The 23,631-nt window shown below is 77.2% G+C and carries 21 protein-coding genes and 1 riboswitch; of the genes, 9 read left to right on the forward strand and 12 right to left on the reverse strand.

Going from position 1 to position 23,631, the window contains the following annotated elements; genetic code table 11:
- Positions 1–3: 3 nt before the first annotated feature.
- Both scpA and J3P29_RS16305 read right to left on the reverse strand, forming a co-directional pair.
- Positions 4–2,331, reverse strand: coding sequence for a methylmalonyl-CoA mutase (gene scpA, locus J3P29_RS16300; protein WP_210495205.1), 2,328 nt, complete (start codon positions 2,329–2,331; stop codon positions 4–6).
- Positions 2,328–4,484 carry a methylmalonyl-CoA mutase family protein gene (locus tag J3P29_RS16305; protein WP_210495206.1) on the reverse strand — a complete coding sequence of 719 codons (2,157 nt, stop codon included), beginning with the start codon at positions 4,482–4,484 and terminating at the stop codon, positions 2,328–2,330. Before J3P29_RS16305 ends, scpA begins: the two co-directional genes overlap by 4 nt.
- A 421-nt stretch (positions 4,485–4,905) precedes the next feature.
- Between J3P29_RS16305 and J3P29_RS16310 the strand changes: the two genes are divergently transcribed.
- Complete coding sequence (locus tag J3P29_RS16310; RefSeq protein ID WP_210495208.1) at positions 4,906–5,571, forward strand: peroxiredoxin; 666 nt, start codon at positions 4,906–4,908, stop codon at positions 5,569–5,571.
- Between the two features lie 78 nt (positions 5,572–5,649).
- Here the strand turns inward: J3P29_RS16310 and J3P29_RS16315 are convergent, their stop codons facing one another.
- The gene (locus tag J3P29_RS16315; protein ID WP_210495209.1) at positions 5,650–6,213 is read right to left on the reverse strand and encodes a TetR family transcriptional regulator; all 564 of its coding nucleotides are present in this window, start codon (positions 6,211–6,213) and stop codon (positions 5,650–5,652) included.
- A 279-nt stretch (positions 6,214–6,492) separates the two neighbouring features.
- Between J3P29_RS16315 and J3P29_RS16320 the strand changes: the two genes are divergently transcribed.
- A complete protein-coding gene (locus J3P29_RS16320) occupies positions 6,493–7,512 on the forward strand; it encodes a DUF2804 family protein (protein ID WP_210495210.1) in 1,020 nt (339 codons plus the stop codon).
- A gap of 295 nt (positions 7,513–7,807) precedes the next feature.
- On the opposite strand, the gene J3P29_RS16325 is transcribed toward J3P29_RS16320, so the two are convergent.
- Genes J3P29_RS16325 through J3P29_RS16350 form a run of 6 tightly spaced genes read right to left on the reverse strand, consistent with a single transcriptional unit; the run spans position 7,808 to position 13,243 of the window.
- Positions 7,808–8,416: a hypothetical protein gene (locus tag J3P29_RS16325; RefSeq protein ID WP_210495211.1), complete on the reverse strand. Its 609-nt coding sequence runs from the start codon at positions 8,414–8,416 to the stop codon at positions 7,808–7,810.
- Between the two features lie 10 nt (positions 8,417–8,426).
- A complete protein-coding gene (locus J3P29_RS16330) occupies positions 8,427–9,227 on the reverse strand; it encodes an ABC transporter ATP-binding protein (protein ID WP_349239876.1) in 801 nt (266 codons plus the stop codon).
- Positions 9,224–10,252, reverse strand: a complete 1,029-nt coding sequence (locus tag J3P29_RS16335; protein WP_349239888.1) for an iron chelate uptake ABC transporter family permease subunit — start codon at positions 10,250–10,252, stop codon at positions 9,224–9,226. Before J3P29_RS16335 ends, J3P29_RS16330 begins: the two co-directional genes overlap by 4 nt.
- A 32-nt stretch (positions 10,253–10,284) precedes the next feature.
- Positions 10,285–11,391, reverse strand: a complete 1,107-nt coding sequence (locus J3P29_RS16340; RefSeq protein ID WP_210495214.1) for an ABC transporter substrate-binding protein — start codon at positions 11,389–11,391, stop codon at positions 10,285–10,287.
- The gene (locus J3P29_RS16345; protein WP_210495215.1) at positions 11,388–12,173 is read right to left on the reverse strand and encodes a class I SAM-dependent methyltransferase; all 786 of its coding nucleotides are present in this window, start codon (positions 12,171–12,173) and stop codon (positions 11,388–11,390) included. Before J3P29_RS16345 ends, J3P29_RS16340 begins: the two co-directional genes overlap by 4 nt.
- A complete protein-coding gene (locus J3P29_RS16350; protein WP_349239877.1) occupies positions 12,170–13,243 on the reverse strand; it encodes an ABC transporter substrate-binding protein in 1,074 nt (357 codons plus the stop codon). Before J3P29_RS16350 ends, J3P29_RS16345 begins: the two co-directional genes overlap by 4 nt.
- A 72-nt stretch (positions 13,244–13,315) precedes the next feature.
- Positions 13,316–13,497: riboswitch (cobalamin riboswitch) on the reverse strand.
- Positions 13,498–13,666: 169 nt separating this feature from the next.
- Between J3P29_RS16350 and J3P29_RS16355 the strand changes: the two genes are divergently transcribed.
- The 5 genes from J3P29_RS16355 (at position 13,667) to J3P29_RS16375 (ending at position 18,221) form a co-directional block, all read left to right on the forward strand.
- Positions 13,667–13,987, forward strand: a complete 321-nt coding sequence (locus J3P29_RS16355) for a hypothetical protein (RefSeq protein ID WP_349239878.1) — start codon at positions 13,667–13,669, stop codon at positions 13,985–13,987.
- Between the two features lie 280 nt (positions 13,988–14,267).
- The gene (locus tag J3P29_RS16360) at positions 14,268–15,710 is read left to right on the forward strand and encodes a PepSY domain-containing protein (protein WP_210495217.1); all 1,443 of its coding nucleotides are present in this window, start codon (positions 14,268–14,270) and stop codon (positions 15,708–15,710) included.
- Positions 15,711–15,778: 68 nt separating this feature from the next.
- Positions 15,779–16,429, forward strand: coding sequence for an iron transporter (locus J3P29_RS16365; RefSeq protein WP_210495218.1), 651 nt, complete (start codon positions 15,779–15,781; stop codon positions 16,427–16,429).
- Entirely contained in the window at positions 16,426–17,658 is a 1,233-nt protein-coding gene (locus J3P29_RS16370) for a hypothetical protein (RefSeq protein ID WP_210495219.1), read from the forward strand. Before J3P29_RS16365 ends, J3P29_RS16370 begins: the two co-directional genes overlap by 4 nt.
- Positions 17,655–18,221 (forward strand): hypothetical protein, encoded by a 567-nt coding sequence (locus tag J3P29_RS16375; protein WP_210495220.1) that lies wholly within the window; start codon positions 17,655–17,657, stop codon positions 18,219–18,221. Before J3P29_RS16370 ends, J3P29_RS16375 begins: the two co-directional genes overlap by 4 nt.
- Positions 18,222–18,268: 47 nt before the next feature.
- On the opposite strand, the gene J3P29_RS16380 is transcribed toward J3P29_RS16375, so the two are convergent.
- Positions 18,269–19,111, reverse strand: coding sequence for a cytochrome c oxidase assembly protein (locus J3P29_RS16380; RefSeq protein WP_210495222.1), 843 nt, complete (start codon positions 19,109–19,111; stop codon positions 18,269–18,271).
- A gap of 126 nt (positions 19,112–19,237) precedes the next feature.
- Positions 19,238–19,555: a hypothetical protein gene (locus J3P29_RS16385; protein WP_246852260.1), complete on the reverse strand. Its 318-nt coding sequence runs from the start codon at positions 19,553–19,555 to the stop codon at positions 19,238–19,240.
- A 293-nt stretch (positions 19,556–19,848) separates the two neighbouring features.
- Between J3P29_RS16385 and J3P29_RS16390 the strand changes: the two genes are divergently transcribed.
- Both J3P29_RS16390 and J3P29_RS16395 read left to right on the forward strand, forming a co-directional pair.
- Positions 19,849–20,850 carry a diiron oxygenase gene (locus J3P29_RS16390; RefSeq protein ID WP_210495223.1) on the forward strand — a complete coding sequence of 334 codons (1,002 nt, stop codon included), beginning with the start codon at positions 19,849–19,851 and terminating at the stop codon, positions 20,848–20,850.
- On the forward strand, positions 20,850–22,376 hold the full coding sequence (locus tag J3P29_RS16395; RefSeq protein WP_210495224.1) for a 4Fe-4S binding protein: 1,527 nt from the start codon (positions 20,850–20,852) through the stop codon (positions 22,374–22,376). The genes J3P29_RS16390 and J3P29_RS16395 overlap by 1 nt, the downstream gene beginning before the upstream one ends.
- A 138-nt stretch (positions 22,377–22,514) precedes the next feature.
- Here J3P29_RS16395 and J3P29_RS16400 read toward each other — a convergent pair whose 3' ends face one another.
- On the reverse strand, positions 22,515–23,468 hold the full coding sequence (locus J3P29_RS16400; protein WP_246852261.1) for a TIGR03557 family F420-dependent LLM class oxidoreductase: 954 nt from the start codon (positions 23,466–23,468) through the stop codon (positions 22,515–22,517).
- Positions 23,469–23,631: the final 163 nt, after the last annotated feature.

Here is a 23,631-nt window from a genome sequence, read left to right on the forward strand (position 1 = left end):
CGGCTAGCTCGCCGCCTCCGTCTCGGCCTCCGGCGCCGGCTTCGCGCCCTCGTCCGCGACGCCGTCGGGGTCGATCAGGTCGGCCTTCGCGGCCTCGGCGGCCGGGCCCTCGGTCGGCACCTGCAGGTCCAGCTTCTCCATGAGCAGCCGCAGCAGGCCGCCGGCGGCGGTGCCGATGACGGTGCCGGGCGGGTAGATCGCGGCGGCGCCCGCATCGCGCAGCTCGTCGAAGTCCTGCGGCGGGATGACGCCGCCGACGACGACCAGCACGTCCTCGGCCCCCAGGTCGTCCAGCGCCTTGCGCAGCTGCGGCACCAGGGTCAGGTGGCCCGCGGCCAGCGACGAGGCGCCCACGACGTGGACGTCGGCCTCGACGGCCTGGCGCGCGACCTCCTCCGGCGTCTGGAACAGCGGCCCGATGTCGACGTCGAAGCCGAGGTCCGCGAACGCGGTCGCGATGACCTTCTGGCCGCGGTCGTGCCCGTCCTGGCCCATCTTCGCGACGAGGATGCGCGGGCGGCGGCCCTCCTGCTCCTCGAAGCTCTCGACGAGCGCCTGGGTGTCCGTGAACGCCTGGCTCATGCCCCCGACCTCGCTGCGGTAGACGCCGTTGATGGACCGGATCTCGGCGGTGTGGCGGCCGAAGACCCGCTCGAGCGCGTCGCTGATCTCGCCGACCGTCGCGTGCGCCCGCGCGGCCTCGACGGCCAGCGCCAGCAGGTTGCCCTCGCCGGCCGACGCGCCGGTGGACGCGCGGCCCGCGCCCTCGGTCAGCGCGCGCAGCGCCGCCTGGGTGCGGTCCTCGTCGCGCTCGGCGCGCAGCCGCTCGAGCTGCGCGATCTGCTGCGCGCGCACGCCCTTGTTGTCGACCTTCAGCACGTCGATCTGCTCGTCGACCTTCGGCCGGAAGCGGTTGACGCCCACGAGCGTCTGCTTGCCCGAGTCGATCCGCGCCTGCGTGCGGGCGGCGGACTCCTCGATGCGCAGCTTCGGCACGCCGGCGTCGATCGCCTTCGTCATCCCGCCGAGCTCCTCGATCTCGGCGATGTGGGCCAGCGCGCGCGTGGCGAGCTCGGCCGTCAGGCGCTCGACGTAGTAGCTGCCCGCCCACGGGTCGATGACGTTCGTCGTGCCCGACTCCTGCTGCAGGAAGAGCTGGGTGTTGCGGGCGATGCGCGCCGAGAAGTCGGTCGGCAGCGCGAGCGCCTCGTCCAGCGCGTTCGTGTGCAGCGACTGGGTATGGCCCTGCGTGGCGGCCATCGCTTCCACGCAGGTGCGGACGACGTTGTTGTAGACGTCCTGCGCCGCGAGCGACCAGCCCGACGTCTGCGAGTGGGTGCGCAGCGAGAGCGACTTCGGGTTCTGCGGGTCGAAGTTCTCGCGCATGAGCTTCGCCCACAGCAGGCGGCCCGCGCGCAGCTTGGCGACCTCCATGAAGAAGTTCATGCCGATCGCCCAGAAGAAGGAGAGGCGCGGCGCGAAGCGGTCGACGTCCATGCCCGCCCCGATGCCGGCGCGGACGTACTCGATGCCGTCCGCCAGCGTGTAGCCGAGCTCCAGGTCGGCGCTCGCCCCGGCCTCCTGCATGTGGTAGCCGGAGATCGAGATCGAGTTGAACCGCGGCATCTCCTGCGAGGTGAACGCGAAGATGTCGGAGATGATCCGCATCGACGGTCCGGGCGGGTAGATGTACGTGTTCCGGACCATGAACTCCTTGAGGATGTCGTTCTGGATGGTTCCGGAGAGCTTCTCGGCCGGCACGCCCTGCTCCTCGCCGGCCAGGATGTAGAGGGCGAGGATCGGCAGCACCGCGCCGTTCATCGTCATCGACACCGACATCCGGTCCAGCGGGATGCCGTCGAACAGCGTCCGCATGTCGAGGATCGAGTCGATGGCGACGCCCGCCATGCCGACGTCGCCGGCCACGCGCGGGTTGTCGGAGTCGTAGCCGCGGTGGGTGGCCAGGTCGAAGGCGATCGACAGCCCCTTCTGGCCGGCCGCGAGGTTGCGGCGGTAGAAGGCGTTGGACTCCTCGGCGGTGGAGAAGCCCGCGTACTGGCGGACCGTCCACGGCTGGTTGACGTACATCGTCGGGTACGGGCCGCGCAGGTACGGCGCGAAGCCCGGGCGCGTGTCCAGGTGGTCCAGGCCCTCGAGCGCCGGAGAGCCGTACGCCGGGCCCAGGTCGATGCCCTCGGGCGCGGCGAAGCGCAGCTCGTCGGCGGGGCGGCCGGCGGCGCGCTCGGCGGCCTGCTCGATCGCCCCGGCGGTGGCCGGCTCGTCGACGACGCCGCCCAGGGCGGCCTGCGACAGGTCGGGGATGCTGGTCATCGGGTCGCTCCGTTCGTCGCGGCGGGGACGGTCCTGCCCAGCTGGGCGAGCGCGTCGCCCAGCGTCTCGATCAGGTCGACGCCGGGGCGCAGCGCCACGTCGGCGCCGGCCGCGTCCTGCTGCTCGGCGCTGCCCTGCACGACGTAGACCGTGCGGGCGCCCGCCTCGCGCAGGCTCGCCACCGCGGCGGCGATGCGGGCGGGCTCCTCGTCCCGGCCGAAGCAGACGGCCGCGAGCGGGGTGGCGTGCTCGGCCAGCGCGGCGCCCGCGTCGGCCGGGTCGTCGAGCGGCGCGGACTGCACGGCGGCGATGCCGCCGACGCCGAAGACGTTCGTCGCCCACGTCGCCGGCGTGGCGTGCGCGGCGAGCGGGCCGAGGCAGGCGAGGAAGACCGTCGGCCCGTCCTCGGTGACCGCGGCGGCGTCGGCGGCGGGGCCGTCCGCGCCGGTCGCCGCGGCGCGCAGCTGCTCGAAGGGCTCGGCGTCGCGGCGGACGGGCAGGCCGGCCGGGTCGCCGGCGCCGTCGACCGGACCGCCGCCGGCGAGGACGGCGAGCTCGTCGACCCGCGCGCCGGCCTCGGCCGCGTCGACCAGGGCGGCGAGCAGGCCGTCGGCGGCGGGGGCGTCGAGCGCGCCGTCCGGCAGCGCGGGGCGCTCCGCCAGGCGGTCGGCCTCGGTCCCCGCGAGCGCCTCGCGGTCCGCGGCCTCGGGGTGCACGCCGTCGTCGGCGAGCAGGGGGAAGACGTTGACGCCGGTCATCTCGCGCCGGCGGGTGGCCAGCTCGCCGCGCCGGCGGTCCGCCTGCTCCTCCAGCTCGGCGGCCCAGCGGCCCTCGACGAGCGCGGGCAGCGCGCCGCCCGCGGCCTCGATCTGCTGCACGCGCTCCCACGCCGCGCGCGCCAGCGCGTCCGTGAGCGACTCGACGTACCACGAGCCGCCGGCGGGGTCGGCGACGCGCCGCAGGCCCGACTCCTCCTGCAGGATGAGCTGGGTGTTGCGGGCGATCCGGCGGCCGAGCGGGCCGGGGCTCGCCGCGCCGACCGCGTCGGCGACGACGGTGTCGAACGGCGCGACCGTCAGGCCCTCGGCGCCGCCGACGGCGGCCGCGAAGCCGGCCGTCGTGGCGCGCAGCATGTTCGTCCACGGGTCGATGCCGGCGAGCATCCGGTCGCTCGTGCGGGCCAGGACGACGGAGCGGCGGCCGTCCTCGGGCACGCCGGAGAGCTCCAGGACGCGCGCCCACAGGCGGCGGAACGCGCGCAGCTTGGCGATCTCGCCGAACTGGTCGGGGCCGACGCTGAGCGAGAACTCGAGCTGGCTGGCGGCGACCGCGGGCTCCAGGCCGGCGGCCTCGGCGGCGCGCAGGTACGCGACGCCGGTGGTCACCGCGATCGCCAGCTCGCGCACCGGGGTGGCGCCGGCGTTGACGTAGGCGCGGGTGTCGACCGCGAGGGCCCGGACGCCCGGGTACGCGTCGGCGACCTGCGCGGCGATCCGCCCCGCGAGCGCCACGGCGTCCTCGGGCGCCGTGCCGAGCGCGCCGTCGGCGGCGAGCGCGCCGAGCGGGTCGATCCGCAGCGACCCGCGCGCCTGCGCCGGATCGATCCCGCGGCGGCGCAGCAGCGCGAGCAGCAGGGCGCCGGTGGCGACGGCCTGCGCGCCGCCCGAGACGGCGACGGGCGCCAGGTCCAGGTGCACGCCGTGCAGCACGGCGTCGAGGTCGTCGACGGTCGAGACCATCACGCCGTCGCGGCCGCGGGCGGCGGCGAAGGCGTCCGTGCCCGGCGCGTGGCCCTCGCGCGCGGCGCGGTCGGGGCGCACGTCGATGGCCGTCGCGCCGCCCTCCAGGTCGTCCAGGATCGCGGCGTTCGCGGCCTGGCGGTCGGGGTGCGTCTGCTCCTGGCGGATCTCCCACGGCGTCTCGTCCTCGCCCGTGCCGGCGCCGGTGCCGCGCACGAACGGGGCGCGGCCGGGCACGCCGCCCGGGTCGGGCGCCAGGGCGTCCTCGCGCGTGTAGAGCCACGCGACCTCCAGGCCGTCCTCCGTCCGCGACGACGTCGGGGCGTCGTCCGCGAGCTTCGCGGCCTTGCGGGCGGCGGCGCGCCAGTCGTCGTCGGGCACCGGGGGGAACTCAGCTGCCAGGGGCTCGGTCATGCTCGCTCTCCATCGAGGGACGCGGCGGGCTCCTCGCCCCGCCGTCCCGGGATCCGGGCCGGCTCCGGGCGTCCTCCCCGCCGCAGCCCGCGGAGCATAGCTCTGGCCCCGAGCCGCGCGTACGGCCGCACGCCAACCCCGGCAACTCCCCCGGTCGGGGGGTGGGGCGGCGGGTCCGGTTCGGCGGGCGAGAGGACACCCGGCTCGCGTCCGGGGCGGGGGCGCTGGTCCGCGGCTCGGCGCGGCCGCCGCCGCGCTGCTGATCGCCGTGCGGTAGGGGGCGCGGTTCCCCGATCCCGACCCGGTCCGTCTGCTCGGACGAGCGGCCACGGCATCGTCCGGGCGCCCGCGGCGTGCATAATGCGGTAAAGCGGACCCACTTTGCCGAGAACCTCGGCGCACACCGAAGGGGAGAACGAGCATGGCACTGACGATCGGCAGCGACGCACCCGACTTCGAGGTCGACACGACCGAGGGGCGGATCCGGTTCCACGAGTGGATCGGCGACTCCTGGGCGGTGCTGTTCTCGCACCCGCGCGCGTTCACCCCGGTCTGCACGACCGAGCTCGGCTACATGGCGTCGATCAAGCCCGAGTTCGACAAGCGCGGCGTGAAGATCATCGGCCTCTCCACCGATCCCGTCGAGGGCTCGCAGCAGTGGGGCGAGGACATCGGCGAGACCCAGGGCACGGCGCCGAACTACCCGATCATCGCCGACACCGACCACGCGGTCGCGAAGGCGTACGACATGCTCCCCGCCGACGTCACCGGCGATCCGACGGCGCGCACGGCCGCGCAGAACCAGACGCTGCGCAACGTCTTCGTCATCGGGCCGGACAAGAAGATCAAGCTCGTCCTGATCTACCCGATGACCACGGGCCGCAACTTCGACGAGGTGCTGCGCGTCATCGACTCGCTGCAGCTGACCGCCAACCACAAGGTCGCCACCCCGGCGCAGTGGCAGAAGGGCGACGACGTCATCATCGCCGGCTCCGTCTCGGACGAGGCCGCGAAGGAGACGTACCCGGAGGGCTGGGAGTCGCCGAAGCCCTACATCCGCATCGTCCCGGACCCCACGAAGGCCTGAGCGCCGGCGGCACCGCGCCGCCCGCCCGACGCACCGCACGGCCGTCCCCCGGGGGCGGCCGTCGTCGTTCCGGGCCCGCTAGGCGGGCGGGGCGGCGGCGTCGTCCAGCGTGGCGGCCATCAGCCGCAGCCACGGCCGGGCGTCGTGGTCGCGCGCCGCGCCGCGCACGAGCCACAGCGCCGCCCGGGCGCCGGGCCGGTGCAGCCGCTGCTCGAGCGCGTCGGTCCACGCGCGCACGTGCGGCTGGGTGACGAGGACGTCCTCGACCAGCTCGTCCGCCAGGCCGGGGCGCTCGGCGAGGGCGCGCGCCGCGTCGTCGAGCACGTCGGCGAGGGGCCGCGAGACGTCGGCGTCCAGGCCCGCGAACACCCGGTCGAGGAGGAGCGCGCCGAGCTGCTCGCGCCCGTCCAGGTAGCGGTAGGCGGCCATCGCGGACACGCCGAGCTCCGCGGCGACCAGGCGCATCGTCATCCCGGCGGCGCCGACGCGGCGGGCGACGGCGTCCGCGCCGTCGACGACGGTCTGCTGATCGAGCCGCGTGCGCCGCCCGGCCGCGCGGTCGCAGGCGCCGGCGTCCGGGCCGCGCGCCGGCGGCTCGTCGTCGACCGTCGTGCCGTCCTCGGCGGGTTCGTCGTCGCGCACGGGAGGGAGTGTGGGGACGGAGGCGCGCGAATCGCTGTCGGGGCGGTCGCAGATCGGTAGCAGCGGGCCCGAGGACGCCCGGCTCGGGCGGGGCGCGTCGGCGGCTCCCGGCGCGGGCGCCGCGGCCCGGGTCGCGGGCGCGGCGTGGCTCGCGGCACGGAGCGCCACCCGGGTCGCGGGCGCGGCGGCTCGGGTGCGGTGCACGGGGCGCTCGTCGCCGGCGAGGCCCGCGCGTGCCCGGCGTGGCGCCGCGGCGCTCGGTGCGCGAGACTCGCCGCCGTGACGCCCGACGCCCCGTACCGCGGACTCGCCGGCAGCCGGGACCGTCCCGGCGGGATCGCGCTGCCGCCGGCGCCGCTGCCGCTCGTCCACGCCGGCCGCGTGCGCAAGCGCTGGCGCTACGTCGGGGTGTACGGGCCGGAGCTGTCCGTCTGCGTGGGGCTCGTGCGGCTGGGGCCGATCCACCAGTCCTTCTGGGCCGTGTGGGACCGCGAGGGCCGGCGGCTGCACGAGCGCACCCGCCGCCGCGACGCCGGCGTGCGGCTGCCGGACGGCGCGGTGCACGTCCGCGACGGCGCCGTCGAGATCGACCTGCGACTCGACCTGGACGCGATCCCGGCGGTCGAGACCGTCACCCCGTACGGGCGCGCCTACGCGTGGACGAGCAAGCGCGCGGCGGTCCCCGTGCGCGGGACCGTCCGGGCCGGCGGGCGCACGTGGTCGGTCGACGCGCTGGGCGTGGTCGACGACTCGGGCGGCTACCCGCCCCGGCACACCGCCTGGTGCTGGTCGGCGGGCGTGGGCACGGACGAGGCCGGGCGGACCGTCGGCTGGAACCTGGTCCGCGGCATCCACGACGACCCCGCCGCGAGCGAGCGGACGGTCTGGATCGACGGGCAGCCGCAGCACGTCGCGCCGGTGCGGTTCGCCGAGGACCTGTCGGCGGTGACGGACGCCGCGGGGGGCGCGGCCGCGGGGGATGCGGGTGCGGTGGGCGCGGGCGACGCGCGTGCGGGCGACGCGGCGGGTGCGCGGCCCGTGGCGGGCGCGGGCGCGGCGGTGGGCGCGGGGGCCGCGGCGAACGGCCCCGGCGGGCGCGGTCCCGCCGTCGCCGCAGGCCCCGCCCGCGGCGTCGATCTGCGCTTCGCCGCCGAGGCCACGCGGGCCCGACGCGACGAGGCGCTGGTCGTGCGCTCCGCCTACGAGCAGCCGTTCGGCACCTTCACCGGCACGCTGCCGGGCGGCGTGCGCCTGGCCGAGGCGCACGGCGTGATGGAGCGCCACACCGCCACCTGGTGAGCGGCGCCGCGCGGGGGCACGGCCCGCGCGCGAGGCGCGTGGCGGCGAGCCGCGGGGTCGATGTGCGTCGGTCGGGGCGGGGTGGGGTCGATCGGCGTCGAGAAGCGACGCGGATCGGCCCCGGCTGCCGCGCGGCGACGCGGATCGAGCCCGCCTGTCGCGGGGCGACGCGGATCGGCCCCGCCTGCCGCGCGGCAACGCGGATCAGCCCCACCGGCGACGCAGCGACCCCGCCTGCCCCGCCCCCGCCTCGGGCCGGCCCCGCGGATCCGCGCGGCCACGCCCGCCCCGCCCCTCAGTCGCGGTCGACCCGCACGACGCGCAGACGGGTCCGTGCCTTCGCCAGCACGTGCGCCGCCTGGCGGACCAGGGTGGCGTCCTTCGCCACCATCCCGGTCGCCTCGGCGGACTCGCGGTCGCAGCCGACGACGTCGGACTCGACGCGGATCTGGCCCCAGCGGTTCGCCTGCACCCGGACGGGCGCGGTGCCGAGCAGGCCGGTGCGCAGCGGCTCGCCCTCGCCGCCCGCGATCGTCGGGCCCAGGATGCCCCACGCGCCGCCGGGGCGGGTGCCGTGCCCGAGCGGCGTCGCGGTGCCGACCTGCTGCTCGGCGTTGCGGCTCGTCGCGACGGCCCGCACGCTCACCCACACGCGCGCCTGGCAGGCGCCGGGGCCGTCGACGCGGAACGCGGCGGTCGTGTGGCGGGCGGCGTCGTTCTTCGCCGTCCAGCCCTTCGGCGTGGTGAAGCTGACGGTGCCGACGAGCATCGTCTCGCTCGTCAGGCCCCCGCGCGCCTTGACCGTCGTCGTGGCGGGCGTCTTCGGCGTCGCGGCGCTCGCGCCGGCGGGGACGAGGAGGGCGACGCCCGCGAGGGCGCCGAGGGCGAGGGGACGGACACGCATGGCGCCGATCCTAGTGCTCGTCGGCCGTGCGATCGGCGCCGCCGACGGGCCCCGGGACGTACCGGACCGACGGGGTGCCGCCGGGGCCGTCCGGCGTGACGACGGCGCGCACCGCGTAGACGTCGGCGATCAGCTCGGGCGTCAGCACCTCGGTCGGGGTCCCCGCCGCCACCACGCGCCCGTCCGCGAGGACGACGAGGCGGTCGCAGAACATCGCCGCCAGGTTCAGGTCGTGCAGCGCCACGACGCTCGTCACGGGCAGCCGGGCGACGAGCGCGAGCAGGTCGAGCTGGTGGCGCACGTCCAGGTGGTTCGTCGGCTCGTCGAGCAGCAGCTCGCGCGGCTCCTGGGCCAGCGCCCGGGCGATCTGCACGCGCTGGCGCTCGCCGCCGGACAGCGTGTGCCAGCGCTGGTCGAGGCGGTCGCGCAGGCCGGTGCGCTCGACGGCGAGGGCGATCGCCGCACGGTCGTCCTCGGACTCGCCGTCCCAGGCGGCGCGGTGGGGGATGCGCCCCAGGCGGACCACCTCGCGGACGGTCAGGTCGACCTCGGTGGTCGCGTGCTGCTCGACGACCGCCACGCGCCGCGCGATCTCGCGGCGGCGCAGGCCCTGCACGTCGCGCCCGTCCAGCAGCACCCGCCCGGCGGTCGGGCGGCGCACGCCCGAGAGCAGGCGCAGCAGCGACGACTTGCCCGACCCGTTCGGCCCCAGCAGGCCGACGGTCGCACCGGGCGCCACGTCCAGGCTGACGTCGTCGACGACCCGCCGCCCCGCGGCCTCCCAGCACACCCCCTCGGCGGCGAGGCTCACGCGACCACCCGCCGGCGGCGCAGGATCGCGGCGAACGCCGGCACGCCCACGAGCGCGGTGACGACGCCGACCGGCAGCTCCTGCGGGTCGAGCACCGTGCGCGCCACCGTGTCGACCCAGACGAGGAAGATCGCCCCGACGAGCGCCGTGGTCGGCAGCAGCCGCCGGTGCCCCGGACCGACGATCGCGCGCGCGGCGTGCGGCAGGACCAGTCCGACGAAGCCGATCGCGCCGGCGGCGCTGACGAGCGTCGCGGTGATCAGCGCCGTCACGACGAGCAGCCCGGCGCGCACCCGCCGGACGGGCACGCCGAGCGTCGCGGCGGCGTCGGTGCCGAAGGCGAAGGCGTCGAGCGCGGGGGCGTAGGCCAGGCAGACGACCAGGCCGAAGAGCGCGACCGCCCCGCACACCCACACGTCGGTCCATCCCGCCCCGGCGAGCGAGCCGAGCAGCCAGAAGAGCACGCCGCGCGTCTGCTCCGCGTCCGCCGACGACGTCACGACGAACGACGTCAGGGCCGAGAACAGCTGGGTCGCGGCGACGCCCGCCAGCACCACCCGGTCCTGCGTCCCGCCCGCGCTGGCCGCCAGGACGACGACGAGCGCGAACGCGGCGAGGGCGCCGGCGAACGCCCCCGTCGAGAGGGTCAGCACCCCGCCGCCGATCCCGAGGACCACGACGAGCACCGCCCCGGTCGACGCCCCGGACGAGATGCCCAGGACGAACGGGTCGGCGAGCGGGTTGCGCAGGAGCGACTGCATGATCGCGCCGCAGAGCGCCAGCCCTGCCCCGCACACCGCCGCCAGCAGGGTCCGCGGCAGCCGCAGCTCCCAGACGATCCCGTCCTGGATGCGCGACAGGCCCGCGTCGCCCAGGCCCAGGTGCTGGCCGACGACGCCGACGACGTCGCCGACGCCCAGGTCGGCCGGGCCGATCGTGATCGCGGCGGCGACCGACAGCAGCAGCGCGAGCAGCCCTCCGACGGCGAGCAGCGCCCCCGCCGCGACGCGCCGCGGCGGCGCGATCGGTGGCGCGGGGACCAGGGGCGGGCCGTCCGTCACTCCGCCAGCCCGAGCTCGCGGATGCCGGCGGCCAGCTTCTCGGCGCCGTCCACCGTGCGGATCGAGGGGTTCATGTCGGCGCCGTTCATGATCACGTACCGCTTCTTGCGCACCGCGGTCAGGCGCTTCGTCACGGGATTCGTCTCGAGGAAGCGGATCTTGTCCTCGAGCCGGTCGCCCGTCTGCGACTTCCGGCGCAGGTCCCCCAGCACGAGGACGGTCGGGTCGCGCTCCAGGACGGTCTCCCAGCCGACCTGCGGCCACTCCGTGTGCGTGTCGGCGAAGACGTTCCGCACGCCGACCGCCCGGGCCATGATGCCGGACGAGCCGCAGCACCCGGCCATGTACGGCGACTCGGTGTTCGCGAACCAGAACGCCACGGTCACGTCGCGGTCCTTCGGGGCGGTGTCGCGGACGCGCTCCAGGCGGGTCTCCAGGTCGCGCACGAGCGCCTCGCCGCGCGGACGCACGTCGAAGATCGCGGCGAGCTCGCGGATCTCGCGGTGGATCGTCGCCATGCGGAGCGGGTGGTCGCGCGGACCGTCGCCGCTCGCGTCCGTGCGGCCGTCGCAGTGGGACGGCGCCAGGTACGTCGGCACGCCCAGCTTCGCGTAGCTCGCGCGGCGGTCGGGGTCCTCGCCCTCGAGCGCGTACCCGAACGACGCGGTGACGATGTCCGGGTCGCGGGCCAGGACGCGCTCGTACGCGACCTCGTTGTCGGCCAGCCGCGGCACGCGGGCGTTCGCCTTCGCGAGGTTCGGGCGGATCGCGTCCGTCCACGTCGCCGTCCCCACCATCCGGTCCGCCAGGCCGAGCGAGAGCAGGATCTCGGTCGACCCCTGGTTGACCGAGACGGCGCGCCGCGGCGGACGGTCGACGGTGACGTCGCGGCCGCAGTTGTCCCGCAGCGTCAGCGGGTACGTCGTGCGCGCGCCGCCGACGCCGGACGCGGCCGTCCGGCCCCCGGCGGGCGCGCCGTCGTCGCTGCCGCCGCAGGCGGCGAGCAGGCCGGCGCAGGCGAGGGCGGCGAGGACCGCGGCCGGGCGGCGCGGCGTGCGGCGGCGGCCCGCCGGCCGCGGGCGGGCGGGGCTCGGCGTGCTCATCGGACCCCCAGCACGACGTAGTCGTCCAGCAGCTGCCAGACCGTTCCAGCCTGCGCGAAGCCGGCCTGCGCGAGGGCCGCCAGGTGCAGGTCGACCGCCGTGGCGGGCGGGGCCGGGCGGTCGGCGAAGCGCCGGTCGCGCTCGGCCGCGAGCGGCGCGGCGCCGGGGGCCGAGCGCACCTCGTCCCACCACGCGTCCCACGTCGGCGCGCCCGCCGCGAAGGCCGCCCGCTGGGTCGCCTCGTCGTGCGCGGCGGCGAGCCGGCGCAGCGCGGGCGAGCGGTCGTCGAACCGGAAGTGGTCGCCGTTGAGCAGCACGCCGCCGGGCGGCAGGAGCGTCGCGGCCTCGGCGTAGACGTCCAGCAGCCCGGAGGGCGGCAGCCAGTGCAGGGCGGTGCTGGAGACGACGGCGTGCGGCGTAGCGCCCGCGAGGGCGTCGGCCAGCGTCGCGGACCACCCGGGGGTGGCCAGGTCCGCGTCGACGAGCGTCAGCCGCGCCCCGTGCTCGGGGCCGAGCCGGTCGGCGGCCACGGCCAGCAGGAGCGGGTCCACGTCGACGGCCACCACCCGCGCGCCGGGCAGGCGCTCCAGCACGCGGTGGGCGAGCGACCCGGGGCCGCACGCCAGGTCGACGACGACAGCGTCCTCCGGGACGCTGAGCGCGAGCACGTCGAGCATCGCGCGGAAGCGGCCCTCGCGGTCGGCGACGTAGGCGGCCTGCTGGGCGTCCCAGCGGTCGAGGACGTCGGCCGCGAAGGCCGGGGCCGACGGGCGGGCGGTCATCGCGCCACCCCCAGCTTCCGCAGGCCGGCCGCCACCTTCTCCACCGCGTCCACGGTGCGCAGCGACGGGTCCATGTCCGAGCCCGTCACGACGATCAGGCGCCGCTTCCGGACTGCCGTCAGCCGCCGGGCCACCGGGTCGCGCCGCAGGAAGGCGAGCTTGTCGCGGACGCTGTCGCCGTCGTCGCCGCGGGTCAGGTCGGCGAGCACCAGGACCGTGGGATCCGCCTCGAGGATCGCCTCCCAGCTCGTCTCCGGCCACAGCTGCCGGCTGCGCTCGAACGCGTTCCTCGCCCCGACCTGGCGGGTGATCATCCCCGGCGCGCCGCAGCAGCCGGCGATGTAGGGCGTCCGGGTGCCGGCGTACCACCAGGCGAGGGACACGCCCCGGGCGTCCAGGTCCCCGGCGGCGGTGCGCAGCCGCCGGCGCAGCTCGGCGACGAGCCGGTCGCCGCGATCGCGGACGTCGAAGAGCGTCGCCACGTCCGTGACCTCGCGGAAGACGTCGGAGAACGCGAGGCGCCGCGTCTGGCGCGCGTCCTGGCCGGTGCACTCGCTGGCCGACAGGTAGGTCGGCACGCCCAGCCGGGCGAAGCGCTCGCGCGGCGCGACACCCTCGTCCGTGAACCCGTAGGCGAACGTGGAGTAGACGAGGTCGGGCTCCTGCTGCAGCACCCGCTCGAAGGACGGGAACCTGCTGCCGAGCTGCGGCACCGTGGCGTTCGCGGCGCGCAGGCGCGGCAGGACCGGGTCGTTCCACCCGGCGGCGCCGGCCATGCGGTCCTGCAGGCCCAGGCTGAGCAGCATCTCGATCGCGGGCTGGCTGATCGCGACGGCGCGTTCGACGGGGCGCTCGACGGTGACGGTGCCGCAGGTCCGGACCGTGACGGGGTAGCGCGTCGCCGGGGCCGCGGCGGTCGCGGCGGGGGCGGGGGCGGCGTCGCGACCGCCACCGCAGCCGGCGAGCGGGGCGGCCGCCAGGGCGGCGACGCACGCGAGGGCCCCGACGCGGCGGGCGCGGGATGCGGGTGAGACGGGGGTGCCCGGGCGGCGGGCGGGGCGTGGCGTCACGCGGTGTCCTTCGATGCGGGGGCTCGTACGCGGAGCCCGGTTGGCGATCCGGCCGGCGCGGCGCGGAGGCGCGCACGAGGGCCGCGAGCCAGCAGGTCTTCGGACTCGGGTTCGTCCGCGCGGGGCGCCTTCCCGGACCTGCCGGTCCAGTGGCCGATGCCCCGCCCGTCCCCCTCACCGCTGCGCGTCAGCTCCGGAGTCGCACCGGATTCCCTGACCCATCGCTGGGTACGACTGGCTCGCGGCGGGACGATACCGGAGGAGGACGCGCCAGCCGTCTGGGCCACGGGCCGACGCGGGGCGATCCGGATGCCCGGGCCGGCGGCGCGGGCCGCGCCGGGCGGCGCGGCGCTCGGCGCGGGCTCGCCCCCCGCGCCCGAGCGGGGGCCGGCGGGCGGCCCCGGTGGGCTACAGTCGCCCCCGGTGCGCAACCCGTCCCTCATCTCGCGCTGGTGCGCCGCGGTCGCGGTGCTCTGCGCGCTCGGCGTGGCGACGCTCGTCGCGCCCGGGACGGCGCTGCTCCTGGCGCCGGCGCTGCTGCTGGTGCTGATCCTCGTCGTCGGGGTGTTCCCCGGCGAGGAGGCGCTCGCCCGCGCCCGCGCCCGCCGCCTGCGGGCTCGCCGCGTGCGCGCCCCGGGACGCCTGCCGCGCCCCGTCCTGCCCGACGTCGCCCGGCCCACGGGCGTCACGCGCGCCTTCGCGCTCGCGATGCGGCCGCCGCCCGCGGCCGTCGCCGCGCGCTGACCCCCGGTCCGTCCCCGGACCGGGCGCCTCTGCGCGCCCGCGCGCCGCCGCCCGCCGCGGCCGCGCCGTGACCCCCCCCCACCGAGGGCGCCGTGCGCCCGACCGCCCGCGCCCCGCCGCGGCCGGCCGGCCCGCACGCGCCGACGACCGGCGACCGCGCACGTCCCCCGACGCCGCGGCCCGCCGCGCCGCGCATCCCCGCCGCTGGGCCCGCCCGCGCCGGCCGGACGCCGCGGCCGTCTCGCGCGCTCTCGCCCGTCACCGCGACCCGACGTCACCCATGACCACCCAGATCGATCCCGCCGCGGCCCCTGCCGGGCCGTCCCCCGACCCCGTCCCGTCCCGTCCGGCCGCGCCACGCGGCCGCCGACGCTCCGTCCGCCCGCTCGCGCTGCGCCTGCACTTCTACGCCGGCATCCTCGTCGCCCCGCTCCTGGTGGTGGCGTGCGTGACCGGCCTGCTCTACGTCGCCACGCCGCAGCTCGAGCCGCTCGTCTACCGGCACGAGCTGCGCGTCGACCCGCCCGCCGGCGCCCGGCCGCTCCCCCTCGTCGACCAGATCCGCGCCGCCCGCGCCGCCCACCCCGAGGGCACCATCGCGACGGTCCGGCCCGCGCCCGAGCGGGACGCCACGACCCGCGTCGTGCTCGACGTCGACGGCCTGCCCGAGGCCCGCCAGCGCACCGTCTTCGTCGACCCGTACCGCGGCGAGGTCCGCGGCGCCCTGCTCACGTCGGGCGAGTGGCTGCCGCTGCGCGCGTGGGTCGACGAGCTCCACCGCCACCTGCACCTGGGCGAGACCGGGCGCCTGTACAGCGAGACCGCCGCGGCGTGGCTGTGGGTCGTCGTGCTCGGCGGGCTCGTCCTGTGGTTCGGCCGCGGCCGCGCGGCCCGCCGGCGCCGCCCCTCCGGCGGGCGCGGCGTCACGGTCCGCCGCCACGCGTGGGTGGGCGTCGTCGCGGCCCTCGGCCTGCTCGCGCTGTCCGCGACCGGCCTGACGTGGTCGAAGCACACCGGCGACCACGTCACCGCGCTGCGCCAGGACCTGAACTGGCAGACGCCGGCCGTCGACGCCGGCGCGGGCGCGGGCGGCGAGCACGCCGGCCACGCGGGCCACGGCGAGGGCGGAGGGGCCGGCGCGCCGCTCAGCCCCGACGCGGAGAGCACCCGCTGGTCGGCGGTCGACGACGCGGTGCGCACCGCCGGGACGGCCGGGCTGGTCGCGCCGCTCGAGGTGACGCCCCCCGCGACCGACGGCGCGCGCTGGGCCGTGAAGGAGGTCCGCCGCACCTGGCCCGAGCGGCAGGACGCCGTGGCCGTCAACGCCGGCGGGACCCGCATCACGGACGTCTCGCGCTTCGCCGACTGGCCGCTCGCGGCCAAGCTCGCCCGCTGGGGCGTCGACGCCCACATGGGCCTGCTGTTCGGGATCTGGAACCAGCTGGCGCTCGCCGCCCTCGCGATCGCGCTGCTCGTGCTGATCGTCCTGGGCTACCGCATGTGGTGGCAGCGGCGGCCGAAGGGCGGGCCCCGCCTGGCGGTCGGCCGCCCGGTGCCGCGCGGCACGTGGCGCCAGCTGCCGACCCCCGGCCTGGTCCTGCTCGTCGCCGCCGCGGCGCTCGCCGGCTGGTTCATCCCGCCGCTCGGCGTCACCCTCGTCGCCTTCCTCCTCCTCGACGGCCTGCTGGCGCTCGTGCGCCGCCGGCGCCCCGCGGCCCGATGACCGCCCCCGACCGCCGGCCCGCCGGCGCCCCCGACCCCGCTCCCCGCTCCCGACCCGAAGGACCCCGCATGACCCCCACCCGCACCACCGCCCTGGCCGCCGCGGCGGCCCTCGCCCTGGCCGGCGCCGTCGCCGGCTGCGGCGGCAGCGACGACGACGGCCGCGTCCAGGCGTCCGGCACCACCGCCGGCGCGCACGCCGGCCACGACATGGAGGGCATGGACATGGGCGGCACCACCGGCGCCCCGCCGAGCCAGGCCGACCAGCAGGCGCACGCGTCGACGATGCAGATGCGTCGCCTGGGCACCGCCACGGCCGGCGACCGCAAGGTCGAGCTGGACGTGTCCGACCCGACGACGTTCACCGTCCCCGAGGGCGGGCGCTTCGTCACCCACCGCCCGCGCAAGGGCGAGAACGCCCACGTGATGCTCATGCTCTCCGACGCCGAGACGGGCGACCGGCTGCCCGACGCGACGATCACGCTGCGCATCGTCGACGCCGCCGGCAAGGTCGTCTCGTCCGGGCCGCAGTACCCCATGATCGGCATGGGGATGGGCCTGCACTACGGCGACAACGTCACCATCCCGAAGGCCGGGAAGTACACCGCGCAGCTCGTCGTCGGGCCCCCGATGATCGGCCGGCACGGCGACGTGGCGAAGCGCTGGACGGCCACGACCCGCGCCGAGATCCCGTTCACCTGGGAGGGCGACGCCCGATGAGGACCACCCGGCGCCGGCTGCTGTTCGGCGGCGCGGCCGCGGGCGTCGCCGGCGCCGGGGCCGCCGTCGCGGCGACCCGCGGCGGCGACGACCCGGCCGCGGCGCCCCTGCCGCCGGCCGCGGTCCGCGATCCCCGCCAGCACGCGTGGGACGCGCACCTGCGCCGCGACGACGCCGGCAACGCCCTGCCGCCGCGCTTCCAGCGCCTGGTCCTGTGCGCGCTCGCCGCCGACCCCACGCCGTCCCGCGCGCGGGCGGCCGAGGCGGCGCTGCGGCGCCTGGAGCGCGCGGTGCCGCCCGGTCCCGACGGCGTGCTGCTCACCGTCGGCTGGGGGCCGGCGTGGTTCCGCCGCGCGGGGGTGCCGTCGCCCGTCCCCGCGCCGCGCGCCCTGTCGCCGACGGAGGCGCCCCGCCTGGACGACCCGGTCGCGATCCTCCACCTGGGCGCCGACGACGAGCGGCGGCTCGACCGGATCGAGCGGGCGCTCTTCGCCGGCGGCGCGCTGCCCGGCGCGGGGGACGTCTCGCTGGCCGGGCTGCTGCGGCCGACGCAGCGGCGCACCGGCTTCGTCGGCGCGGGGCTGCCGCGCCGGCACCAGCGCGGGACCGTCGGGCTGCCGACGGACCGCCCGATCGCGCGCGATGCCCCGCTCTACATGGGCTTCCAGTCCGGGCTGCGCAAGAACCAGGCGACGGAGGACGACGTCACGATCGCCGACGGGCCCTGGGCCGGCGGCACGACGATGCACGTCTCTGCGATGGACCTGACCCTGGACACCTGGTACCACGGCGTCGACGCCGCCGGCCGCGTGCGGCGGATCTTCGCCGCCGACCGCACGCCCGCCGACGTCGCGCGGCACCCCGAGGGCTTCGACGAGCCGGCGCGCGACCTGGCCGCGGTGGCCCGGCGCCACGGCGTCGTGGGGCACAGCGAGTCGATGGCGTCCGTGCGCCGGAACGGCCGGCCGCGGATCATCCGCCGCGACTTCGACTCCGCCGACGGCGACGCCGCGCAGGTGCACTTCGTCGCGCTGCAGCGGTCGATCGCGGACTTCGAGGCCACGCGCGAGGCGATGAACGCCGCGCGCGCCCAGAACGCTCAGGCCGGCGTGGGCGCGCAGGTCAACAACGGGATCAACGAGTGGATCACCGTCACGGCGCGCGGCAACTACCTCGTGCCGCCGCGGCCGTCGCGGATCTGCCCGGGACTGGCGGGGTGGGCGGCGTGAGGCGCGCGGCGGCGGCGCTCGCGGCGGCGCTCGCCCTGGCCGGCGCGGCGCCGGCGACGGCGGGCGCGCACGGGGGGATCCTGCTCGGCTCGGCGATCGCCGGCCCGTACCGCACCCAGGTCATGGCCGCCCCGCTCGTGGAGAAGGGCCGGCCGCCCGCGATCGACGTCACGGTCTACCTGTCGAGCGTCGACACGAACACGCCGATCACCGACGCCCGGGTGCGCACGACCGTCACCGCCGACGGCCGCACGGTCCGGCCGCGCGTGGAGGAGATCGCCGGCGGCTACGAGGCGATCGTCCCGGTGAAGGACGCGTTCACCGTCGGCCAGCAGCGGATCGTCGTCGACATCGCCGGTCCGCGCGGGACCGGGCGCGTCGCCGTGGACCCGCTGCGCAAGGACGGCGGCCCGCCCGTGGCGCTGCTGGCCGCGACGGGCGTGGCGCTCGTCGCGCTGCTCGGGGTCGGGTTGCGCGTGCGGCGCCGGCGGCTGGCCGGCGATCCCGACGCGGACGTCTGGCCGCCCGGCGAGGGGCCCGCGCCGACGGCACGCGACGCGTAGCGCCGGGGCGGGGGGGACGGGCGCGACCGTCCCCCCCCCGCGGCCGTTCAGGTGTGCCGGACGGCGCGCTCGCTCAGCCGGTGCCGGCGCTCCTCGCGGCGCAGCGCGTCGATCAGCACCGCGCCGATCGCCAGCCCGAAGACGACGACCTCCAGCAGGCACATCGCCGCACCGGCGAGCTGCTGCTGCACGATCGGATCCTGCCCGCGGGCCACCGCCTTCGCGGCGTAGTCGGGGAACAGCTCGGTGTTCAGGAAGGTCAGGGGCAGGCAGACGGCGACCGTGGCCAGGCGCGAGAGGCCCACGAGGACGACGCGGTGGATCCCCGGCGCGTGCCGCCGGTGCCCCAGCGGGTCGATCACGACCCACCACAGGAGCAGGCCGGAGTAGAAGAGCAGCGCGTGCTGGAGCAGGTGCAGCGCCGAGCTCTGCGCCGTCGCCTCGAGCAGCGCGGGCACGGCCCACGTCCACTGCATCGCCGCGAACAGCCCGACGGCGAGCCACGGGCTGGTCAGGCGGCGCACCGCCCCGCCCCACCGGCCGCCCGGCGCGACGGCGCGCAGCAGCGGGCGCGGCAGGCCCAGGGACAGCAGCGGCGCCCGCAGGCCGAGCACGAGCAGCGCCCCGGCGACGTCGGCGAGCAGCACGTGCTGGAGCATGTGGCCCAGCAGGGTGTCGTCGGCGGTCCGGGACAGCGGCGGCGCGCCGGCGGCCAGCACGGCGAGCACGCCCGCGACGAACGGCAGCACGTGGGTCCAGCCGACGCGGGCGCCGCTTGGGGCGCGTCGGGCGTTGCGGACGAGGACGAGGAACAGGGCGCCGTAGGCGGCGACGATCGGCACGACGACGGCGAGCTGCGCCGGCCAGGTGCTGGCGAGGACGAGGGGCATGGTGGATCGACTCTCTCCCGGCGGGGGCCGGGCACGGGGGTGGCTGCGCCCGGGAAGGGGCGGCTCCTCCGGCGGGGCCGTGCGGCCGCGGAGGACGAGGGCGTCCCGGGGAGCGGGACGGCGCGTTCAGCCGTGCGCGGGCGGCGGCCGCACCGCCATGCTCGTGCCCATGAGCCGCCCGCCGCGGGCCTGCGCCGCCGGCGGGTGCCCGCGCCGCGAGCGGCCGAGGACGACGACGGCGACCCGCCGGCGGCCGCGGCGGCGCGACAGCCAGCGGACCAGGCGCCGCTCGCCCGGGTAGCGGTGCAGCGCGAGCGCCAGGACGAGCGCCACGGCGGGCGCGCACGTGAGCACCCCCGGCCCGAGGATCTCGGGCAGCAGGACGACGCCGACGGTCAGGAGGGCGCCGAGGAGCAGCAGCGGCATGCGCCAGCGGCGGGGCATACGCGCCCCAGGGTACCCGCGGGCCGCGCCCGCGGGACGGGGGCGTCCGGCCCGGGCGCCCCGCCGCCCCGCCCCGGCGGCCTCCGACGGCTCGGGCGCACCGCGTCGCACACGGGCGTCGCGCCGTCCCGCCTGGTCGTTTCCGCCCATCTCGCCCGACCTCTTCCTACGGCGCCGTAGCTCTGCTTTACTACGGAGCCGTAGGAAGCGTCGACCCGTCCCGGTGCCCCGGCACCCCGCGCGGCCCCGGCGCACGCCACGGCAGGAATCCCCCGACGAGCGAGGCGAGAACGATGGGCACCACGACCACAGCGCCGCGGAAGCAGGGCGAGCGCGAGGCCTACGAGGCGATGCTGCGCACGCTGTCCGAGGGGTCGGTGCACGTGCACTTCGACCCCTACGAGGACATCGCGTGGGACGCGCCCGAGATGCAGATGGACCCGAAGGACGAGCGCTGGGTCCTGGACCCGCGCGTCGATCCGCTCGGCGCGACCGCCTGGTACCAGGCGCAGCCGCTCGAGCGGCGGATCGAGATCGGCCGCTGGCGGCTGATGAACTCGGTCAAGGTCGGCGGCGCGTTCGAGTCGATCCTCATCCGCGGACTGATGCACTACGCGATGGCGCTGCCGAACGGCTCGCCCGAGTTCCGCTACTGCCTCCACGAGATGACGGAGGAGTGCAACCACATCCAGATGTTCCAGGAGCTCGTCAACCGGGCCGGCGCGGACGTCCCCGGGATGCGGCCGCACTTCCGCGCCACGTCGTCGACGCTCGGCTACCTGGGCGGCTACTTCCCCGTGGTGCTGATGATCGGCATCCTCGCCGGCGAGGAGCCGATCGACCACTTCCAGAAGTCGATCCTGCGCGAGAAGATCGCCCTGCCGCCCGCCGTCCTGCGCGCGATGGAGATCCACATCGCCGAGGAGGCGCGCCACATCTCGTTCGCGGACGAGTTCCTGCGCCTGTACGTGCCGCAGCTGAAGCGCCGGCAGAAGGCGATCCTCTCCGTCGCGTTCCCCGTGATCATGCGGTCGCTGGCCGGCGAGATCATGACGATGCCGCGGTCGGTCCAGCGGCGCTTCGGGATCCCGGACGACGTCTTCCGCGAGGCGTTCTGGGACAGCCCGCACTCCAAGCGGATCATGGCGTCGTACTTCGGCGACATGCGCGCCCTGGCGACCGAGATCGGCCTGATGACGCCGCTGGCCCGCCGCGTGTGGCGGCGCCTGGGCATCGACGGCGAGCCCTCCCGCTACCGCGGCGAGCCCGACCGCCGCGCGACCCTGGTGTCCTGATGCCGCACGTCGTCACGCAGTCCTGCGTCGGCGACGGGTCGTGCGTCTACGCCTGCCCCGTCAACTGCATCCAGCCCACGCCGGACGACCCCGCGTTCGAGCTGGCCGAGATGCTCCACGTCGACCCGACGACGTGCGTGGACTGCGGCGCGTGCACGTCGGCGTGCCCCGTCGACGCGATCAAGCCGCACTCCGAGCTGACGGCCGACGAGCGGGCGTTCGAGCTGATCAACGCGGCGTACCACCGCGAGCCGCGCGAGCGGGCGAAGCTGGCGCCCGTCCGCCCGCCGCTGACGGTGCGCGACCGCGAGCCGCTGCGCGTGGCGATCGTCGGGTCCGGCCCCGCGGCGATGTACGCGGCCGAGGAGGTCCTGACGATCCCCGGCGCCCACGTCTCGGTGTACGAGCGGCTGCCCACGCCGTACGGCCTGGTGCGCACGGGCGTGGCGCCGGACCACCGCCGCACCCGGCGCGTGTCGCGTCACTTCGACCTGGTCCGCGCGCACCGCGGCCTGACGATGCACACGGGCGTCGAGGTCGGCAAGGACGTCACGCACGCCGAGCTGCTGGAGCGCCACCACGCCGTGATCTACGCCGTGGGCGCGGCCGCGGACCGGCGGCTGACGATCCCCGGCGCCGACCAGGCCGGCGTGCTGTCGGCCACCGAGCTCGTCGGCTGGTACAACGGCCACCCCGACCACGTCGATCGCGCCGTCGACCTGACGTCGCGGCGGGCGGTGGTCATCGGCAACGGCAACGTCGCCCTGGACGTCGCCCGCATCCTCACGGCGGACCCCGACAGCCTCGCGGACAGCGAGATCGCCCCGCACGCGCTGCGGGCGCTGCGGCGGAGCGCGATCGAGGAGGTCGTCGTCGTCGGCCGGCGCGGCGCCGAGCACGCGGCCTTCACGCTGCCCGAGCTCGTCGGCCTGAGCGCCACGCCGGGCGTCGCGCTGGGCGTGGGGGCGGGCGAGCTGCCGGCCGAGACCGGCGGCGACGCGAAGCTCGAGCTGCTGGCCGGCCTGCGCCCGCCGGCGGGCGCGCGGCGGCGGATCACCCTGCGCTTCGGCCTGACGCCGACGGCGATCGCGGGCGACGGCGCGGCCGCGGCCGTGGAGCTGCGGCGGACGGGTGCCGAGCCGGACGACCCGGGGGCGGGCGAGCGCCTGGACGCCGGGCTGGTGATCAGCTCAATCGGCTACCGCGGCCTTCCGGTGGCCGGCCTGCCGTACGACGCCGCGACGGGCACGGTGCCCAACGCCGACGGCCGCGTGCTCGTGCCCGAGACGGGAGACGCCGCGCCCGGCACGTACGTCGTGGGCTGGATCAAGCGCGGGCCTTCGGGCTTCATCGGCACGAACAAGGCGTGCTCGCAGGACACCGTCGCCGCGCTGGTGGACGACTTCAACGCCGGGCGGCTGGCGTCGCCGCCGTCGCCGGTCGGCGACGCCGCCGACCGTGCCGCGGCGCGGCGCCGGGCGTCGCTGCGGCGCCGCGCGCGCCGCCGCCTGGCCGCGCTGCGCTGAGCGGCGCGGGGCGGGCGGCGCGCTCCGCCGCGGCCGGGCCCGCGCGGCGGGTCTCCCACGGCGCGGCGGGTGTCCCGCCGCGGGTCGGGCCGCCGCGGCGGCCCGACCCGCTCGGCGGGTCGCGGGCGTCCGCCCGGCTCAGTGGTACGTCGGCAGGACGTGCTCGCGGTAGGCGGCGAAGAACTCCTCGTGGCCGCCGCCGACCTGCTGCACGTACAGCTCGTCGACGCCCGCGTCCGCGTAGGCCTGGATCCGCTCCAGGTGCAGGTCGATGTCCGGCCCGCAGGCGATCGTCTCGGCGACCTGCTCCTCCGTCACCAGCTCGGCGGCCTGCTCGAAGTGCGCCGGGGTGGGCAGGATCTGCGCCAGCTCGCCGGGGAGCGCGTCGTTCGGCCACAGCCGGTGGGCGGTCGCCCGCGCCTCGGCCGCGTCGGACGAGTAGCGCACCTTCAGGCCGGCCTGGACGACCGCGCCGTCCTTCGCGCCCGCGCGGAACTTCTGGATCAGCTCCTTCTCGGGACCGACGGTGCAGAACCCGTCGCCGATCCGCGCCGCGACGCCCGCCGCCTTGGGCCCGAACGCCGAGACGTACACCTCGGGCGTCTTCTCGGGCAGCGTGTAGATCCGCGCGTTCTCGACCGCGTAGTGCGTGCCGTAGTGGCTGACCTGCTTGCCGGTCCACAGCTCGCGCATCAGCTCGACGGCCTCCTCGAGCATCTCCAGGCGCACGTCGGCCTCGGGCCACGCGTCGCCGAGGACGTGCTCGTTCAGCGCCTCGCCGGTGCCGACGCCGAAGCGGAACGCGCCGCCCGTCAGCACCGCCGTCGTCGCCACCGCCTGGGCCAGGATCGCCGGGTGGATGCGCACCGTCGGCGCGGTCACGCCCGTCGTGATCGGCATGCCGGGGACGGTCTGCGACAGCGCGCCGATGATCGACCAGACGAACGCCGACTCGCCCTGGACGTCGTTCCACGGGTGGTAGTGGTCGCTGATCCACAGGCCGCTGAAGCCGGCCTCGCGCGCCATCCGCGCCTGGTCGAGCAGCTCCTGCGGGCCGTACTCCTCGGAGGACAGGAAGTAGCCGATCTTCATGGGGCGCCCCTACCCGGCGGGGAGCGGGGGAATCGGGGGGGGGCGTCGGTCGGCGGAACGGGTCGCGGGGCGGTGGCGTGTTCCGGATGAGGTCCGCTATCCGGCCCTGAGGCGGAACGGGTCGCGGGGCGGTGGCGTGTTCCGGATGAGGTCCGCCATCCGG

Origin of the sequence: Patulibacter sp. SYSU D01012, assembly GCF_017916475.1 — a bacterium.
Lineage (GTDB): Bacteria > Actinomycetota > Thermoleophilia > Solirubrobacterales > Solirubrobacteraceae > Patulibacter.

Bases quoted from the DNA above. Each gene is read 5' to 3' on its own strand.
- scpA (WP_210495205.1), bottom strand. From the start codon at position 2,331: ATGACCAGCATCCCCGACCTGTCGCAGGCCGCCCTGGGCGGCGTCGTC.
- J3P29_RS16305 (WP_210495206.1), bottom strand. From the start codon at position 4,484: ATGACCGAGCCCCTGGCAGCTGAGTTCCCCCCGGTGCCCGACGACGAC.
- J3P29_RS16310 (WP_210495208.1), top strand. From the start codon at position 4,906: ATGGCACTGACGATCGGCAGCGACGCACCCGACTTCGAGGTCGACACG.
- J3P29_RS16325 (WP_210495211.1), bottom strand. From the start codon at position 8,416: ATGCGTGTCCGTCCCCTCGCCCTCGGCGCCCTCGCGGGCGTCGCCCTC.
- J3P29_RS16340 (WP_210495214.1), bottom strand. From the start codon at position 11,391: ATGAGCACGCCGAGCCCCGCCCGCCCGCGGCCGGCGGGCCGCCGCCGC.
- J3P29_RS16345 (WP_210495215.1), bottom strand. From the start codon at position 12,173: ATGACCGCCCGCCCGTCGGCCCCGGCCTTCGCGGCCGACGTCCTCGAC.
- J3P29_RS16360 (WP_210495217.1), top strand. From the start codon at position 14,268: ATGACCACCCAGATCGATCCCGCCGCGGCCCCTGCCGGGCCGTCCCCC.
- J3P29_RS16365 (WP_210495218.1), top strand. From the start codon at position 15,779: ATGACCCCCACCCGCACCACCGCCCTGGCCGCCGCGGCGGCCCTCGCC.
- J3P29_RS16370 (WP_210495219.1), top strand. From the start codon at position 16,426: ATGAGGACCACCCGGCGCCGGCTGCTGTTCGGCGGCGCGGCCGCGGGC.
- J3P29_RS16380 (WP_210495222.1), bottom strand. From the start codon at position 19,111: ATGCCCCTCGTCCTCGCCAGCACCTGGCCGGCGCAGCTCGCCGTCGTC.
- J3P29_RS16385 (WP_246852260.1), bottom strand. From the start codon at position 19,555: ATGCCCCGCCGCTGGCGCATGCCGCTGCTGCTCCTCGGCGCCCTCCTG.
- J3P29_RS16390 (WP_210495223.1), top strand. From the start codon at position 19,849: ATGGGCACCACGACCACAGCGCCGCGGAAGCAGGGCGAGCGCGAGGCC.
- J3P29_RS16395 (WP_210495224.1), top strand. From the start codon at position 20,850: ATGCCGCACGTCGTCACGCAGTCCTGCGTCGGCGACGGGTCGTGCGTC.
- J3P29_RS16400 (WP_246852261.1), bottom strand. From the start codon at position 23,468: ATGAAGATCGGCTACTTCCTGTCCTCCGAGGAGTACGGCCCGCAGGAG.